This window comes from Arthrobacter sp. 1088, assembly GCF_031455315.1.
Lineage (GTDB): Bacteria > Actinomycetota > Actinomycetes > Actinomycetales > Micrococcaceae > Arthrobacter.
The window spans coordinates 318,740-334,025 of the sequence record NZ_JAVDSM010000006.1; the positions used below are offsets into that span (position 1 = coordinate 318,740).

The 15,286-nt window shown below is 63.1% G+C and carries 14 protein-coding genes; 9 read left to right on the top strand and 5 right to left on the bottom strand.

The features are described 5' to 3' along the window. Positions 1-24: 24 nt before the first annotated feature. Both araA and J2Y41_RS12070 read left to right on the top strand, forming a co-directional pair. Positions 25-1,545: an L-arabinose isomerase gene (gene araA / locus J2Y41_RS12065; protein WP_309928675.1), complete on the top strand. Its 1,521-nt coding sequence runs from the start codon at positions 25-27 to the stop codon at positions 1,543-1,545. Next, positions 1,542-2,438, top strand: a complete 897-nt coding sequence (locus J2Y41_RS12070; protein ID WP_309928618.1) for an aldose 1-epimerase family protein — start codon at positions 1,542-1,544, stop codon at positions 2,436-2,438. Before araA ends, J2Y41_RS12070 begins: the two co-directional genes overlap by 4 nt. A gap of 80 nt (positions 2,439-2,518) precedes the next feature. On the opposite strand, the gene J2Y41_RS12075 is transcribed toward J2Y41_RS12070, so the two are convergent. Further along, the gene (locus tag J2Y41_RS12075) at positions 2,519-3,535 is read right to left on the bottom strand and encodes a LacI family DNA-binding transcriptional regulator (protein WP_309928619.1); all 1,017 of its coding nucleotides are present in this window, start codon (positions 3,533-3,535) and stop codon (positions 2,519-2,521) included. Between the two features lie 125 nt (positions 3,536-3,660). Between J2Y41_RS12075 and J2Y41_RS12080 the strand changes: the two genes are divergently transcribed. The 5 genes from J2Y41_RS12080 to panD all read left to right on the top strand — a co-directional run bounded on the left by J2Y41_RS12080 (position 3,661) and on the right by panD (position 9,266). After that, positions 3,661-4,026 carry an L-rhamnose mutarotase gene (locus tag J2Y41_RS12080; protein ID WP_224165565.1) on the top strand — a complete coding sequence of 122 codons (366 nt, stop codon included), beginning with the start codon at positions 3,661-3,663 and terminating at the stop codon, positions 4,024-4,026. Then, positions 4,023-5,204 (top strand): L-rhamnose isomerase, encoded by a 1,182-nt coding sequence (gene rhaI, locus J2Y41_RS12085; RefSeq protein WP_309928622.1) that lies wholly within the window; start codon positions 4,023-4,025, stop codon positions 5,202-5,204. Before J2Y41_RS12080 ends, rhaI begins: the two co-directional genes overlap by 4 nt. A 3-nt stretch (positions 5,205-5,207) precedes the next feature. Continuing rightward, on the top strand, positions 5,208-7,256 hold the full coding sequence (locus tag J2Y41_RS12090; RefSeq protein WP_309928623.1) for a bifunctional aldolase/short-chain dehydrogenase: 2,049 nt from the start codon (positions 5,208-5,210) through the stop codon (positions 7,254-7,256). A gap of 7 nt (positions 7,257-7,263) precedes the next feature. Beyond that, a complete protein-coding gene (locus J2Y41_RS12095; RefSeq protein ID WP_309928625.1) occupies positions 7,264-8,766 on the top strand; it encodes a rhamnulokinase family protein in 1,503 nt (500 codons plus the stop codon). A gap of 65 nt (positions 8,767-8,831) precedes the next feature. After that, positions 8,832-9,266, top strand: coding sequence for an aspartate 1-decarboxylase (panD, locus tag J2Y41_RS12100; protein ID WP_224089392.1), 435 nt, complete (start codon positions 8,832-8,834; stop codon positions 9,264-9,266). A gap of 72 nt (positions 9,267-9,338) precedes the next feature. On the opposite strand, the gene J2Y41_RS12105 is transcribed toward panD, so the two are convergent. Genes J2Y41_RS12105 through J2Y41_RS12120 form a run of 4 tightly spaced genes read right to left on the bottom strand, consistent with a single transcriptional unit; the run spans position 9,339 to position 13,477 of the window. Further along, on the bottom strand, positions 9,339-10,661 hold the full coding sequence (locus tag J2Y41_RS12105) for an NAD(P)/FAD-dependent oxidoreductase (protein WP_309928629.1): 1,323 nt from the start codon (positions 10,659-10,661) through the stop codon (positions 9,339-9,341). Between the two features lie 13 nt (positions 10,662-10,674). After that, complete coding sequence (locus tag J2Y41_RS12110) at positions 10,675-11,022, bottom strand: cupin domain-containing protein (RefSeq protein WP_309928630.1); 348 nt, start codon at positions 11,020-11,022, stop codon at positions 10,675-10,677. 28 nt (positions 11,023-11,050) lie between these two features. Beyond that, complete coding sequence (locus J2Y41_RS12115; RefSeq protein WP_309928631.1) at positions 11,051-11,857, bottom strand: MoaF C-terminal domain-containing protein; 807 nt, start codon at positions 11,855-11,857, stop codon at positions 11,051-11,053. A gap of 39 nt (positions 11,858-11,896) precedes the next feature. Next, positions 11,897-13,477: an APC family permease gene (locus tag J2Y41_RS12120; RefSeq protein ID WP_309928633.1), complete on the bottom strand. Its 1,581-nt coding sequence runs from the start codon at positions 13,475-13,477 to the stop codon at positions 11,897-11,899. A 78-nt stretch (positions 13,478-13,555) separates the two neighbouring features. Here J2Y41_RS12120 and J2Y41_RS12125 point away from each other — a divergent pair, with 78 nt between their 5' ends. Further along, positions 13,556-14,146, top strand: a complete 591-nt coding sequence (locus tag J2Y41_RS12125; protein WP_309928635.1) for a TetR family transcriptional regulator — start codon at positions 13,556-13,558, stop codon at positions 14,144-14,146. Positions 14,147-14,291: 145 nt separating this feature from the next. Further along, positions 14,292-15,218: an AEC family transporter gene (locus J2Y41_RS12130; protein WP_309928636.1), complete on the top strand. Its 927-nt coding sequence runs from the start codon at positions 14,292-14,294 to the stop codon at positions 15,216-15,218. Positions 15,219-15,286 lie beyond the last annotated feature (68 nt).

Below are 15,286 nucleotides of genomic sequence, written 5' to 3' on the forward strand. Positions count from 1 at the left end.
ACCACACTTTCAGGAGCAATGAAAATGCCCAGCGCCAACAACACGTCCCTTGATCAGTACGAGGTCTGGTTCCTCACCGGAAGCCAGCACCTCTACGGCGAAGATGTCCTCAAGCAGGTCGCCTCGCAATCGCAGGAGATTGCCAACGCCCTCAACGATTCCTCGGACGTACCGGTCAAACTCGTGTGGAAGCCCGTCCTCACTGATTCCGACGCCATCCGTCGCACTGCGCTGGAAGCAAACTCGAACGACTCCGTGATCGGCGTGAGCGCCTGGATGCACACGTTCAGCCCTGCCAAGATGTGGATCCAGGGCCTGGACGCCCTGCGCAAACCGCTCCTGCACCTGCACACGCAGGCCAACCGGGACCTCCCCTGGGCGGACATCGACTTCGACTTCATGAACCTGAACCAGGCAGCCCACGGCGACCGCGAGTTCGGGTACATCCAGTCCCGTCTCGGTGTGCCGCGGAAGACCGTCGTCGGGCACGTCTCGAACCCTGAGATCGCCCGCCAGGTGGGCGCGTGGCAGCGGGCTTCGGCCGGTTGGGCCGCCGTCCGCACACTGAAACTGACACGCTTTGGCGACAACATGCGCAACGTTGCCGTCACGGAGGGTGACAAGACTGAGGCCGAGCTCCGCTTCGGCGTCTCGGTCAACACCTGGTCCGTCAACGAGCTCGCCGACGCCGTCCACGGCGCCGCGGAGGCCGACGTCGACGCCCTGGTTGCGGAGTATGAGCGCCTTTACGAGGTGGTTCCGGAACTGCAGGCGGGCGGCGCCCGCCACGAGTCGCTGCGGTACAGCGCGAGGATCGAACTCGGTCTCCGCAGCTTCCTGGAGGCGAACGGCTCGGCCGCGTTTACGACGTCGTTCGAGGACCTGGGCGAACTCCGCCAGCTTCCCGGCATGGCAGTCCAGCGCCTCATGGCCGACGGCTACGGCTTTGGCGCCGAGGGCGACTGGAAGACTGCCATCCTGGTCCGCGCTGCCAAGGTCATGGGCGCGGGGCTGCCCGGCGGCGCCTCGCTCATGGAGGACTACACGTACCACCTTGAGCCCGGCTCGGAGAAGATCCTGGGCGCGCACATGCTTGAGGTTTGCCCGTCCCTGACCGCGAAGAAGCCGCGTGTGGAGATCCACCCGCTGGGCATCGGCGGCAAGGAAGATCCCGTCCGCATGGTGTTCGATACGGACGCCGGCCCCGGCATTGTGGTGGCACTGTCCGATATGCGCGATCGGTTCCGCTTGGTAGCCAACGTGGTGGACGTCGTCGATCTCGACCAGCCCCTGCCCAACCTCCCGGTGGCCCGCGCGCTCTGGGAGCCCAAGCCCAATTTCGCTACGTCGGCCGCAGCCTGGCTGACTGCCGGCGCCGCCCACCACACCGTGCTGTCCACGCAGGTGGGCCTGGACGTTTTCGAGGACTTTGCCGAAATCGCCAAGACTGAACTCCTGACCATCGACGAAGACACCACCATCAAGCAGTTCAAGAAGGAACTGAACTGGAACGCGGCCTACTACAAGCTGGCCGGCGGCCTGTGAGCACCGAATTCACGCTGCAGTCCGGCGGCTACCGGGCTGTCATCACAGCCCGGGCCGCGGCACTGCGTTCTTTGCAGTTCCAGGGCCGCGACCTCGTGGTTCCCTTTGCCGCCGGCGAAGCGATCCCCGATTACCGGGGCATCATCGCGGCGCCGTGGCCCAACCGGATTGCGGATGGCACCTACCGTTTCGATGGCAAGGTGCATCACCTGCCCGTCAACGAACCGGACCGGCGCACATCCTTGCACGGCCTCGCCTTCCCTCTGGATTGGGTGCTGAAAGAGTCCGACGCCGGTTCACTCACGTTGACCTGCACCGTTGGGCCCACGCCGGGATATCCGTTCGTGCTGGAGCTTGACGCCCAGTACGTGCTGGACGACGCCGGGCTGCACACGCAGCTAACTGCCCGTAACGCAGGTGACACTCCAGCGCCCTACGGAGTGTGCCCGCACCCTTATCTTGTGGCCGGTTCCTTGCCGTTGGATCAATGGGTCCTCGATTTTGCTGCGGATAGCTTCCTTGAGGTCACCCCTGACAGGCTGCTGCCCGTTGGTGTTGTGGGAGTTGAGGGCCACGCTTTCGATTTCCGGACCCCGCGCGCCATTGGCACCACTGAGATCGACCATGCGTTCACAGGAATAGCGTTCGACGGCGGCTTGGCGCGGCTTTCGCTGCGCGACCCGGCGGGCACCGGCGTCGGGATGTCCTGGGACGAAAGCTGCTCGTGGCTGCAGATCCATACGGCAGACAAGCCTATGCCGCTGCCCAACCGGCTCGGCCTGGCGGTGGAGCCCATGACGTGCCCGCCCGACGCCTTCAACAGCGCCACGGACCTGATCCGTCTGGAACCCGGCGCATCGCATAGCGCGTCCTGGACCATCTACGCCCTGTAACTACCCAACTGAGTCGCAGTAGTGCGCGTTATCAACGGTCAAAACGCGCACTACTGCGACTTACTTGGGTGCGCCGCGCGCTAACTGTCGGCGCCGGCTGTGCTTTGGCGGACCACGAGCTCGGGCGTGAACACGACCGCCCGATGCTTGGTGCCGCCGCTCTCCTGTTCCTCCGCAAGCAGCTCGATCGCCGTGCGGCCAAGCGCCTCGGTGGGCTGGCGGATGGAGGACAAAGGCACGACGGCGGAAATCGCGAAGTCGATGTCGTCGTACCCGATGAGGGCAATATCCTCAGGGATTTTCACAGTGCGCAACATGGTCAACGACTGCATGACGCCCAAGGCCAGAAGATCGTTGGAGCAGAAGACGGCTTCCGGCCTTTCGGCTGGCGCCCGCTCCACCAAACCATTGCCCACTTGGCGCCCGGCAAGGACGGTCTGCCCGGCGGAATCGAGGATCTCGATCGTTGCCCCGGCTACTTCTTCGACAGCACGCTGCGCACCGGTGAGCCGGTTGGCTACCTGACGGATGGATGGGCTCCCGACAAAAGCCAGACGACGGCGGCCCGTGTCCAGCAGGTGCCGGGCGGCAAGATATCCGCCTTCCACGTCATCCACGGAGACTGAGCTGCAGCGGTCGGTGTCAGCAAGTTGGTCCACCAGGACAGTTGGCACGCCACGTTCGCGTAGCGTATCGATCCGGTCGCCAACATCCCCAACGGGCGAAATAAGCAGGCCCTGGACCCGCTGTTCCTGGAACAGGTCCATGTAATGCGCTTCGCGGGAAGCATCCTGGCCGCTGTCCCCTACCAACACCACGCTGCCCAGAGCTGTGGCTGCGTCCTCGGCCGCTCGGGCCACGGAGGAGAAGAACGGGTTGCCCACATCCAGCACGATCAGCCCGATGGTGCGGCTCTGTCCTGCCCGCAGTTGACGGGCGGCGTCGTTGCGGACGAAACCGAGTTCGGCGATGGATTTGAGGACGCGCTCCTTGGTCCTTTGCGATACGCGGTCCGGATAATTCAGCACGTTGGAAACAGTTCCCACGGCTACTTGGGCGTGGGTGGCAACGTCTTTGATGCTCGCTGTTTGGGACATGCTTTCCAATCTCCGCTGGTTGTCATCGATTTGCAGGAAACGCCTTGACACCCCCGTTCTTGCGAGGGTAATTTGAATCGTAACAAATGAAACGATTCAAAGACGAGTGACCTGGAGAACCGCACATGAGGGTCTGTTTCCGATCTTCCGTCCAGCCGGAGCTGATGGACGAATACAAGCGCCGGCATGCAGCCGTTTGGCCGGAAATGCTGCACGCCCTCAAGCACGCCGGATGGAACAACTACTCACTCTTCCTGGCTTCCGATGGCCAATTGATCGGATACCTGGAATGCGATGACTACCAAGCCGTCCAAGCCCGCATGGCCGTAACGGACGTCAACGCCCGCTGGCAGGCCGAGATGGCCTCCCTGTTCGCGAACAGCGAGCTGCCTCCGGACCAGGGATTCGAAATCGTCGAAGAAGTTTTCAATCTTGAGGATCAGCTGGCCAAGGCCAGCACCGTCGCAACCCAGCAGAAGGAACAAGCATGAACACCACAGAGTCGGCCGCCACAGAGTCGGCACTTGGCCGCTTGGGAGAACTGGCCATTGAAGTGCCATCCTGGGCCTACGGAAATTCGGGCACCCGGTTCAAGGTCTTCGGCACCCCGGGAACTCCGCGCACCGTCCAGGAAAAGATCGCCGACGCCGCCAAGGTCCACGAGCTCACCGGCCTGGCACCCACTGTGGCCCTGCACATTCCGTGGGACAAGGTAGATGACTACTCGGAGCTGCGCGAGTACGCCGCGGGCTTGGGTGTTGGACTGGGCACCATCAACTCCAACACTTTCCAGGATGACGAGTACAAATTCGGTTCCCTGACTTCGTCCAACGAGTCCGTGCGCCGCCGCGCGATCGACCACCACCTTGAGTGCATCCAGATCATGAACGCCACCGGATCCAAGGACCTGAAGATCTGGTTGGCCGATGGCACCAACTACCCCGGCCAGGACGATATGCGCGGCCGGCAGGACCGTCTCGCGGAAAGCCTCCAGGAGATCTACGCGGCCCTCGGCGACGAGCACCGGCTGGTCTTGGAATACAAGTTCTTTGAGCCCGCTTTCTACCACACCGATGTTCCGGACTGGGGCACCTCCTACGCCCAGACCCTGGCCCTCGGCGAGAAGGCGTTCGTCTGCCTGGACACCGGCCACCATGCCCCGGGAACCAACATCGAGTTCATCGTCATGCAGCTGCTGCGCCTGGGCAAGCTGGGTTCCTTCGACTTCAACTCCCGCTTCTACGCGGACGACGATCTCATTGTGGGCGCGGCTGATCCGTTCCAGCTGTTCCGCATCATGCACGAGGTCATCCGCGGTGGAGGCTTTGGGAAGGATTCCGGCGTCGCCCTGATGCTGGACCAGTGCCACAACCTGGAAGAGAAGATTCCGGGCCAGATCCGCTCGGTCCTGAACGTGCAGGAAATGACTGCCCGGGCCCTGCTCGTGGACACCGCAGCCTTGGCTGAAGCGCAGCGTGCCGGGGATGTCCTGGCCGCCAACGGCATTTTCAATGATGCCTTCTACACCGACGTCCGCCCGGTCCTGGCCGAGTGGCGTGATTCCCGCGGCCTGCCCGCCGACCCGATCGCTGCCTACAAGGCCAGCGGCTACCAAAAGAAGATCAACGAGGACCGCGCAGGCGGCCAGCAAGCCGGATGGGGCGCATAAAGCATGAACCTGCAAGACACCAACAAGACTGTTGAAGACCTGATTTCCCGTTCCAACCGCCTCGGCGCGGACAAGCGGAACACCAACTTCGCCGGCGGCAACACCTCCGCCAAGGGCACCGAGAAGGACCCTGTTACTGGCCAGGACGTCGAGCTCCTCTGGGTCAAGGGCTCCGGCGGCGACCTCGGCACGCTGAAGGCAGAGAACCTTGCTGTACTCCGCCTGGACCGGCTGCAGGCACTCAAGGATGTTTACCCCGGCGTCGAGCGTGAAGACGAAATGGTGGCCGCGTTCGATTACTGCCTGCACGGCAAGGGCGGCGCTGCACCATCAATCGATACCGCCATGCACGGCCTGGTGGACGCCGCCCACGTTGACCACCTCCATCCGGACTCGGGCATCGCGATCGCCACCGCCGTTGACGGCGAAGCACTGACCTCCAAGGTCTTCGGCGACAAGGTGGTGTGGGTTCCCTGGCGTCGCCCCGGCTTCCAGCTCGGCTTGGACATCGCCGCGATCAAGGAAGCCAACCCGCAGGCCATCGGCACCATCCTGGGCGGCCACGGCGTCACCGCTTGGGGCGCCACCAGCGAAGAGGCCGAGGCCAACTCTCTCTGGATCATTGACCAGGCAGAGAAGTTCATCGCGGAGAACGGCAAGGCCGAGCCCTTCGGTGCCAAGCTCCCGGGCTACGGCGCCCTCCCGGAAGCTGAGCGCAAAGCCAAGGCAGCCGCGCTCGCACCCGTGATCCGCGGCCTGGCCTCCACGGACAAACCGCAGCTGGGGCACTTCAGTGATGACGCCGTCGTTCTTGAATTCCTCGAGTCCGCCGAGCACCCGCGCCTCGGGGCGCTGGGCACCTCCTGCCCGGACCACTTCCTGCGCACCAAGGTCAAGCCCCTGGTCCTGGACCTGCCTGCCGATGCCCCTCTGGAACAAGCCGTCGACCGGCTTAAGGAGTTGCACGCGGACTACCGCGAGGATTACCAGGCGTACTACGACCGGCACGCCGACGCCGATTCACCAGCTTTGCGCGGCGCCGATCCGGCGATCGTGCTGGTCCCGGGCGTGGGCATGTTCTCCTTTGGCAAGGATAAGCAGACCGCCCGCGTGGCCGGCGAGTTCTATATCAACGCCATCAATGTGATGCGCGGCGCCGAGGCCATCTCCACTTACGCCCCCATCGAGGAATCCGAGAAGTTCCGCATCGAGTACTGGGCCTTGGAAGAAGCCAAGCTCGCCCGCATGCCAAAGCCCAAGTCCCACGCCACCCGCATCGCACTGGTGACCGGTGCGGCGTCGGGCATCGGCAAGGCGATCGCCACCCGCTTGGCGTCCGACGGCGCGTGCGTCGTGATTGCCGACCTGAACCTTGAGAACGCGCAGAAGGTCGCCGAGGAACTGGGCGGCTCAGACGTCGCGATCGGCGTCCAGGCCGACGTGACCGACGAAGCCCAGATCGCAGCCGCAATCCAGGAAGCCGTGCTCGCGTTCGGCGGCCTGGACCTGGTGGTCAACAACGCCGGCCTGTCCATCTCCAAGCCGTTGCTGGAAACCACGGAGAAGGACTGGGACCTGCAGCACAACGTCATGGCCAAGGGCTCGTTCATGGTGTCCAAGGCCGCGGCCAAGGTCATGATCGAGCAGGGCATGGGCGGGGATATCATCTACATCTCCTCCAAAAACTCCGTGTTCGCCGGCCCGAACAACATCGCCTACTCCGCCACGAAGGCAGACCAAGCACACCAGGTCCGCCTGCTCGCTGCTGAACTTGGCGAGTTCGGCGTGCGCGTCAACGGCATCAACCCCGACGGCGTGGTCCGCGGCTCCGGCATTTTCGCTGGCGGCTGGGGCGCCAAGCGTGCAGCGGTATATGGCGTGGACGAGCAGGAACTGGGCAAGTACTACGCCCAGCGCACGCTCCTCAAGCGCGAAGTCCTGCCGGAACACGTTGCCAACGCAGTCTCCGTGCTCACCAGCAACGAACTGTCCCACACCACCGGCCTGCACATCCCCGTGGACGCGGGCGTTGCTGCTGCCTTCCTGCGATAAGACCGTCATGAGCAACAGTTCAACCGCAGACACCGCCCCGGCACGCGCCGGGGCGGTGTCCTCGCACCACGCAAAGCACGTTTTCGCCGCCATCGACATCGGCGCCTCCTCCGGTCGCGTCATGCTGGGCCGCGTCTCGCCCACTTCGGGTGTGGCCCTGGAGACCATCCACCGCTTCCCCAACGGAGTTGTAGAGCTCGACGGCGGCCTCCACTGGGACTTCGACGCCCTGTTCGCTGCGGTGCTCACGGGGCTGGCCGCGGCCACTGCGTTGGCGCAGGAAAACGGCGAGCGCATCGCGAGCATCGGCATCGACACGTGGGCCGTCGATTACGGCCTGGTGAACGAGGCCGGGGAACTCGTCTCTGTGCCTTACAGCTACCGGGACGAACGCAGCCGCGGCACCGTGCAACGAGTGCATTCTGTCATTGACCCTGCCAGGCTCTACGCCACCACGGGCTTGCAGTACCTGCAGTTCAACACGCTGTACCAGCTGGCGGCGGAACCAAAGCTGGACGGGCTGCAGGCACTGCTCATTCCGGACTTGATCGCCTTCCTGCTCACGGGAGAGCGTCGCACCGAGGCCACCAACGCTTCCACCACAGGTCTCTTTGACGCTGTTGCGGGAGAGTGGGCCACAGAGTTCCTGAACGCACTGGGCCTGCCCGGAGACATCTTCCCTCCGCTCATCCAGCCCGGCGAAACGGTGGGCACGCTGCTGCCGGCGATCCTGGAACGGACCGGACTGCCCGCGGACACCACTGTGGTTGCCGTGGGTTCGCACGATACCGCTTCGGCCGTCGCGGCTGTCCCGGCCCAAGCAGAGAACTTTGCTTACATCTCCTCCGGGACCTGGTCCCTGGTGGGCGTTGAGTTGCACAGCCCGGTGTTGAGCGAGGCAAGCCGCAAGGCCAACTTCACCAACGAACGCGGCGTGGACGGCACTATCCGGTATCTGCGGAATGTCGGCGGGCTCTGGCTGCTCAGCGAGTGCCAACGCTCGTGGGCGGCCCAAGGTTTCAGCCAATCGCTGACTTCGTTGCTCGACGCCGCGGCAGCACTCCCCGCCGACGGCCCGCAGATCAACGCCGACGATCCCGTCTTCACAGCTCCGGACAACATGCCGGATCGTATCCGCTCAGCCGTGCGTAACACCGGTGCGCTGCTCCCGGACCGGCCCGCCGCCGTCGTGCGTTGCATCATGGACAGCCTCGCGGCGGGTTATGCCCGTACGCTCGCGGACGCTGAACGGCTCGCGGGCCGGGGCGTGGACGTGGTGCACATTGTGGGCGGTGGTTCGCAGAACCGTCTTTTGTGCCAGCTCACGGCAGACGCGACAGGCAAACCCGTAGTCGCCGGCCCCGTTGAGGCGACTGCACTGGGCAACGTCCTGCTCCAGGCCCGTGCGGCGGGCGTCGTGACCGGTGGGCTGGCTGAGCTGCGCGAACTCGTGGCAGCGGGAACCAACCTCGAACGCTACGAGCCGGCCCTGCAGACCAGCCGTTCCTGACCTGAGGCCGAACGTCTGGTACGTCACAGCGCCGGATGAGGGTGCCACGCTAAACTGATCGCATTATGATCCGCACAATGTTCAAGTCCAAGATCCACCGCGCAACGGTGACCCATGCCGATCTTCACTACGTCGGTTCGGTCACTGTCGACCTTGACCTCCTGGACGCGGCTGACATCCTTCCGGGCGAACTCGTCTCGATCGTTGACGTGACCAATGGCGCCCGGCTGGAGACCTACACCATCGCCGGCGAGCGCGGTTCCGGCGTCATCGGGATCAACGGAGCGGCTGCCCACCAAGTCCATGTGGGCGACCTCGTCATCCTCATCACGTATGCCGAGATGACGACGGAAGAAGCCCGCGCTTACGAGCCCAGGGTTGTCCACGTCGGCAAGGACAACAAGATCCTGCAGCTCGGCAACGACCCCGCGGAGGGCCACACACCCGGGCTCATGCGCCCGCCCCACGCGCTGAGCAACGCCGCCCACCTCAGCAGCTGAACGGCCAAAGCCAAACGCCCGACGTCGGCACCCAAGAAGTGAGTGCCGACGTCGGGCGCGTTTCGGGTCGGTTTAGCCGCTGACGGCGGCCGTGTCCTGACACTCGAGCGCGAGCGCCCCCGATACTTCCCGTGCGGCGTCGAGGCCGCTTTCGATGGCCCCATCGATGAAACCTCCCCAACCGTTGGCAAAGTCCGATCCCGCGAGACGGATTCTGCCCTCGGGCCGCTGAAGTTCCGCCAAGTACTGGGTGAGATAGCCCGTGTAGTGCATGGGCCAGGTGGACCTTGTGTGCTCATCGGCAACCCAGTCATGCCCGGTGACGTCGAGCACTTTCAGCCCCGGAACAATGCTGTCCAGGTGTCGTTGCGCGGCGGCGATGTCGTCCACATCCACGGCGCCGGCGTCGGGTCCGAAGCAGACGAGCGTGGTGCTGTCGCGGTCGATGTACTCCGCCTGGACGAAGTTCAGTGCACCTGCCTCAGGGCCAAGAGCGACGAACCGTTCCTGCCGGCCTTGGACCTTGACCCACAGTTTCGCGCCGCGGCCGGCCTGCCCCTTGGCCGCCGCCTGCCTTTTTCCGGGCGAAAGAGCAGGCCGGATTTCGAGGTCGTTCAGCACGCTGAGCGGGAGGGCGAGAATGAGCTGCCGGGCTGTGTATTGCTTGCCTCCTTCGGTTGTCACGACCACCCCGGCCTCGTCCTGCTCGATGGACGCCACATGTTGGTTCAGGCGCAACTGCGCTGCTGAATCGGCCAGGATCGCCTCAGCGAGACGACGTGTTCCGCCGTCGATCTTGAAGCTCGCGCATGCCTCAAACATGAGCTGCCAGTCACCGCTGGCCACGGCGCACCATCGGAGTGCCTGTGTGTAGGCGGCTTGATCGAGCCTGCCGTTAAAGTTCAATGTCCAGAATGATCTCAGGAGCTGGCGCTGGTCCTCGGGCAGTTCCAAGCGATCGATGGCTTCCGAGAGCGTGAGCCCGTCAATGTCCGCCAGGTCCGGGTTGTCCAAAGGAGACCACGGCATGGGGAAGTAGCGCCGTGAGTCGGCCAGGAGCCGGCGATTTGGCGCGTCCAGCAATTCCAGTAAACTCACGGCGTCGCCCTCGTGTTGGTGGCCACCCGCCGTCCAATAGGCCTTGGTGAACTCCGGACCAGGAACGGCCTTGATCCCGTAACGCCCCATCTCTGCCCAAACGTACGGCTGGGTCCAGTGCACCCAGGTGCCGCCGAGTTCCAGGTTTCGTCCAAGGCGCTCGTCGAGATGCGTCCGTCCAGCTATCCGGTCCCTCGCCTCCAGCAGGATAGTGGTGTGGCCGCCCTTGGACAGCTCGCGGGCGGCCGTGAGCCCGGCAAAGCCAGCTCCAATAATGATGACGTCGGAGGTTTCCACTTGGCTCCCCCACTCAGCTGTAAACGAAGAATTCGATGGTCGGCTCGAGGACAGTCCAGCGGGTCATCGCCCCCTTGGAGAGGGAAGCCATGGAACCCTCCGTGAGCTCAAGGCGCTCTCCTCCCTTAACCTCGATGAGCAGGTAGCCGGAAACGACATAAATGGTTTCATCCTGGTCAATCGGTAGGTCGAATGGTTCCGGCGTCTCCTCCGGGGTGACTTTCCAGATGCCTCCGCTCAACGACTCATTCCCGTTGTCGCCCGGGCGACGAAGCCATTGGACGCTGCCGAGCGCAAAGGGTTCAAACGCTGTGGGGTCAATATGGGCATGGAAGATCCGGGACATGGTGTTGCTCCTCATTCGTGGGTTGTTCTGCGTTGTTGCGCGACTAGTGCTTGTGGGTGTCCTGCGGGTAACCCGTGGTGTTCAGGACGCTGAGCCGTGAGTTGAACGGCAGGATCACCGGTTCCGCGGCGGGATCATCCCAGCCGAACATCCGGCCTATGGAGCGCTGTTCTCGAAGGTCAATCAGGAGTACCGCGTCAACCGTCATGACTTTTTCCGTCCAGAAGAAGAGAAAAAGGTCCTCTGCAACGGCCCAGGTCATGCACCGGTCAGTATCAGCCAGTCCTGCTTCCCCTCCGCGCACGCAATGCCACGTGAAGGTTCCTTGGTTTAGATAGATGTGCTCGTAGGTTTCGACGTCGCTGTAACGGTAGAAGATGCGTTTTCCGATAAGTCCGGGGGAACGTTGGTGGATTGCGTCCGCGGGACCGTTGACGTTGGAGTGCACGAATTCGGTGGTGCAGCGGACTTTGCTATCCCGGGTAACGAATCCGGACACGGCGGTGGTGACGGCACCGGTGTTGTTGTCGAAGATTATGGTGACGTTTTCGGCGTCGGATTTTTCTTCCTTGTGCTGTCCGCGGACGAAATCGATGATGAAGATGCCGGGACGGGCCTCGATGGCCTTGTAGGTGGCGCTCCCGCTTGAAGTGGGCTCGGACCATTCCAGGGTCGTGGCGTCCTGGAAGCGGTACTCGCTGACTTCAGAGTGGTTCGTCGCGATCCGGAGGGTGGTGCCGGACAACGCGTCCGAGGCCGGCAGGGTCTGGTCCCCAAAGCCGTCGAGCATTGTTGATACCGGCGGCCATTCTTCTTCTGGAATGTAGTCCTGGAGTTCGGTTGTAATCACGTAAGTGGCCCTTTCCTGGGTTTCAGACGATTGAGGTGTTCAGACGATTTCGGCGGCGTAGTTGATGGTGGGCTTTTGCGTTCCACGAACCAGGCCGGCCACAAAGAAAAGCGGTATGCCAAGGAGGAGCCAGCGTGCTACGTCTCCCGCGCCTCCGAGCAGGACGTCATAGTTGTCCAAGGTCAGGTAGGCGACCACGATGAACGCCAAGAGGGAGAGCGCTGGCGCGATGACGGTCACCCAGAGGTTGTCCCGAATCCGGTTTTTGGCGAAGTAGGCGAGGATGGCGGCGGAAGTCAGTAGCAGGATGGAGATGAAGCCCGCCGTTCCCAGGGCCACGAACCACGCGAAGACGGTGGCCAGTGGATCAGCACCGGCCAGCAGGAACGCACTGATCACTGCCAGGACAACCAGGGAGTTGACCAGACCCGCCAGGGATGGTGCCCCGGAATTCGAAACAGAAGACAGCTTGGCCGGGAGCGCGCCGGATCGACCGAGCGCAAACAAGTATCGGGAAAACATGTTGGATAGGCCCAGAAGCATCGCAATGAAGCTGGTGACAACCAGCACCTGCATGGCGACACTCAGCCAGGCACCGGCGCTGGCTTCGGCAAGGTCGAAGATCATGCCGGAGGGATTTTCCGTGGCCACCGCCTGGATGCCGTCGATCCCGATGGCACCTCCAATGGCCCACGTGGAAACAGCGTAGAAGACGCCAACAAAGGCGATGACAAGGTAGGCAGCCCGCGGGATGGTGCGCCGTGGATTCTTTGCCTCCTCGGCGAAGACTACGGTCGCCTCGAAGCTGGTGAAGCAGGCAAAGGCGAACAACAGGGAGATCCCAAGGCCCGGCCCAAAAATGTTCTCTCCCGTGAACCCTGCGAAGGTGAAGATTCCAAGCCCTTTCTGGGCTATCAGTGACCCGACCAGCACGGCAACCACCAGCGTTTCGCCGAGGATGAGCACTCCGAGCACCCTCAGGCTGGCGTCCACGCCTTTCATGGTCAGCCAAGTGGTGAGCGCCAGCACCGCGACAACCCAGAAGTAGACCGGCAACCCAACGCCAGTGAGGCTCTCCACCAGCTGCCCGGCAAAGACGCCGAACTGCGACCACAGGCCGATTTGGAGGCTGACATAGGTGAGAATTGCGATTCCAGCGCCGCCTGTAGCCCACTTGGTGCCCAGCCCCTTGGCTATGTACGCAACGAAGCCTCCGGCATTGGTGATGTGTTGGCTCATTCTGAGGTAGCCCACTGAAAAGAGCGCTACCAACAGGGCCGCTATGACATATATGACCGGGGTTGCCGGCCCACTGGCAGAGAAGATCACGGGACTGGCTCCGACCACGGCTGCCATCGGCGCTGCCGCCGCTATGGCGAAGAAGGCGACGGCTACGACGCCAAGCTTGTCCGCCCTGAGCCGGACGGGGCCTGCGGCTGGAGCAGCATGTTTGACGCCGTCTACGGCAGCGATCTGGCTGGGTTTGTTCATGAGGCTGTTCTTTCCTAAGTGCATTGGCGCCATCGCCACTGCGGAGGGATAGGGAGCCCTGCGGCTGGGGACGAATGCCCGGGCGGCGAGGCTGAAGCTGCTCTTGGTGCGGGAGGTGACGCCCGCCACACTCAGAACTATACGTTTGTATAGTTCTGAGTGTCAATGGGTTCCCCTCACTGATTTCCACACCGCTAAACTCGCTGTATGAGTCGGGAAGCACGCAAGTTGCCCTACGGAGACGGCAGGGACGCCTTGCTTTCTGCCGTCGTGGACGTTGTTGGGGAGAAAGGCCTGCGCGGCGTTACATACCGATCAGTTGCTGCCCGCGCCGGCGTCAACCACGCCTTGGTCACCCACCACTTCGGCTCCATTGAGGGACTCCTCGCCGCCACCATGGAGTGGTCAGTTCAAAGGTCCATCGAGGAAACCGGGCTGGCAGGGATCGCGGACTTTGATGAGGCTTTTGCCGACTCGCTCATAGCCACGGTCTCCGCGGAACCGGAGCTGCAGCTGTTCCAGTTCGAAATGATCCTCGAGTCCAGGCGCAATCCACAGATTCGCGCCATGGTTGAACGGCTGTACGCGAATTATGTGGGCACGGTGGAAGAAGCACTGAGCCAACGGGGGCTCGATACCAGCGGCGAAGCGTCGCTTGCCATCTTCGCCGCCCTGGACGGCCTCATGCTTCAATTCCTCACCATCAGCGATGCCACCAAAATCCGCTCGGCTGTTACCCAAGTCGGTCGGCTGATATCTGCACTCGAGGCCACGAACGGGCCGGCGGCCAGCAAATAGCGCGCGACGTCGGCGCTCAGGTGAGTGCCGACGTCGCGCGTTGAGTGTCCGTATGACGGAACTCTCGCCAGAAAACGCTTACTCGCCGCGGCGATGTGGCTAGGCTGTTGTTCGTGACCCAACGCTTCCCCGCCCGCACGCCCTCATGATCGGCGTCCTGTCCGGGTTCTTCGTGGTGTGGGCCATCATCCTGGTGGGCATGTTCGTCGGGCGGCGCGGGATCCTGGGTGAGAATGCCCGCTCCGTGTTGAGCTCGTTGACGTTCTTCGTCGCAAGCCCGGCCCTGCTGTTTGAAACCCTGAGCAAGGCGAAGCTGCACGAGGTGTTTGCCGCTCCCCTGCTGGTCACCGCAGTGGGGGCCATCATCACTGGGCTGCTGTTTTTCCTGATCGTAAAGTTCTGGCTAAAGCGCTCTCTGCCCGAAGCCCTGATGTCGTCTATGAGTTCTTCATTGGCGAACTCCGCGAACCTTGGCATCCCCATTGCGGTGTTTGTCCTGGGTGATGCGAGCTACGTTGCACCGCTGCTGATCTTCCAGCTCGCCTTCTTCACTCCCCTGTACTTGATGGCCCTGGACGCGAGCACGAGTACCCACCGCACCACTCCCTTGCGTTTCCTGCTCATGATCGTGAAAAACCCGATGATCGTGGGCTCGGGGCTTGGGCTTCTGGTGGCAGGAACGGGTTTCCAGGTACCGACGCTCATTCTGGAGCCGATCCACCTGATTGGCGGCGCTGCGATTCCGGCCATGTTGATGGCGTTCGGCATGAGCCTGAATGGGTCAAGGCCCTTGCAGAAGGATGCCGGCCGCCGCCTGGACACTTTGCTGGCCAGCGGGTTCAAGCTGTTCGTGCACCCTTCAATCGCCTACGTTTTTGGCCGCTTTGCCTTGGGAATGGACGGCCACGCGCTGTTCGCCGTGGTGGTGACGGCAGCACTCCCCACGGCCCAGAATGTGTTCGTCGCCGCCACCCGCTACCGCGCCGGCGTCACCGTTGCAAAGGACACCGTGCTCATCACGACAATCGTCGCCGTGCCCGCGATGATCGCCGTGGCCTTGCTGCTCACCTGAGTGCCCCGCCTCCCCCAACTAGGTCGCAATTGAGCGCGTTTTGGGCGTTCAAAACGCGCTCAACTGCG

What these genes read in the sequence shown, in the direction of transcription:
- araA (WP_309928675.1), top strand. Translation starts at nt 25, where the DNA reads ATGCCCAGCGCCAACAACACGTCCCTTGATCAGTACGAGGTCTGGTTC.
- J2Y41_RS12075 (WP_309928619.1), bottom strand. Translation starts at nt 3,535, where the DNA reads ATGTCCCAAACAGCGAGCATCAAAGACGTTGCCACCCACGCCCAAGTA.
- J2Y41_RS12080 (WP_224165565.1), top strand. Translation starts at nt 3,661, where the DNA reads ATGAGGGTCTGTTTCCGATCTTCCGTCCAGCCGGAGCTGATGGACGAA.
- rhaI (WP_309928622.1), top strand. Translation starts at nt 4,023, where the DNA reads ATGAACACCACAGAGTCGGCCGCCACAGAGTCGGCACTTGGCCGCTTG.
- J2Y41_RS12090 (WP_309928623.1), top strand. Translation starts at nt 5,208, where the DNA reads ATGAACCTGCAAGACACCAACAAGACTGTTGAAGACCTGATTTCCCGT.
- J2Y41_RS12095 (WP_309928625.1), top strand. Translation starts at nt 7,264, where the DNA reads ATGAGCAACAGTTCAACCGCAGACACCGCCCCGGCACGCGCCGGGGCG.
- panD (WP_224089392.1), top strand. Translation starts at nt 8,832, where the DNA reads ATGATCCGCACAATGTTCAAGTCCAAGATCCACCGCGCAACGGTGACC.
- J2Y41_RS12110 (WP_309928630.1), bottom strand. Translation starts at nt 11,022, where the DNA reads ATGAGGAGCAACACCATGTCCCGGATCTTCCATGCCCATATTGACCCC.
- J2Y41_RS12125 (WP_309928635.1), top strand. Translation starts at nt 13,556, where the DNA reads ATGAGTCGGGAAGCACGCAAGTTGCCCTACGGAGACGGCAGGGACGCC.
- J2Y41_RS12130 (WP_309928636.1), top strand. Translation starts at nt 14,292, where the DNA reads ATGATCGGCGTCCTGTCCGGGTTCTTCGTGGTGTGGGCCATCATCCTG.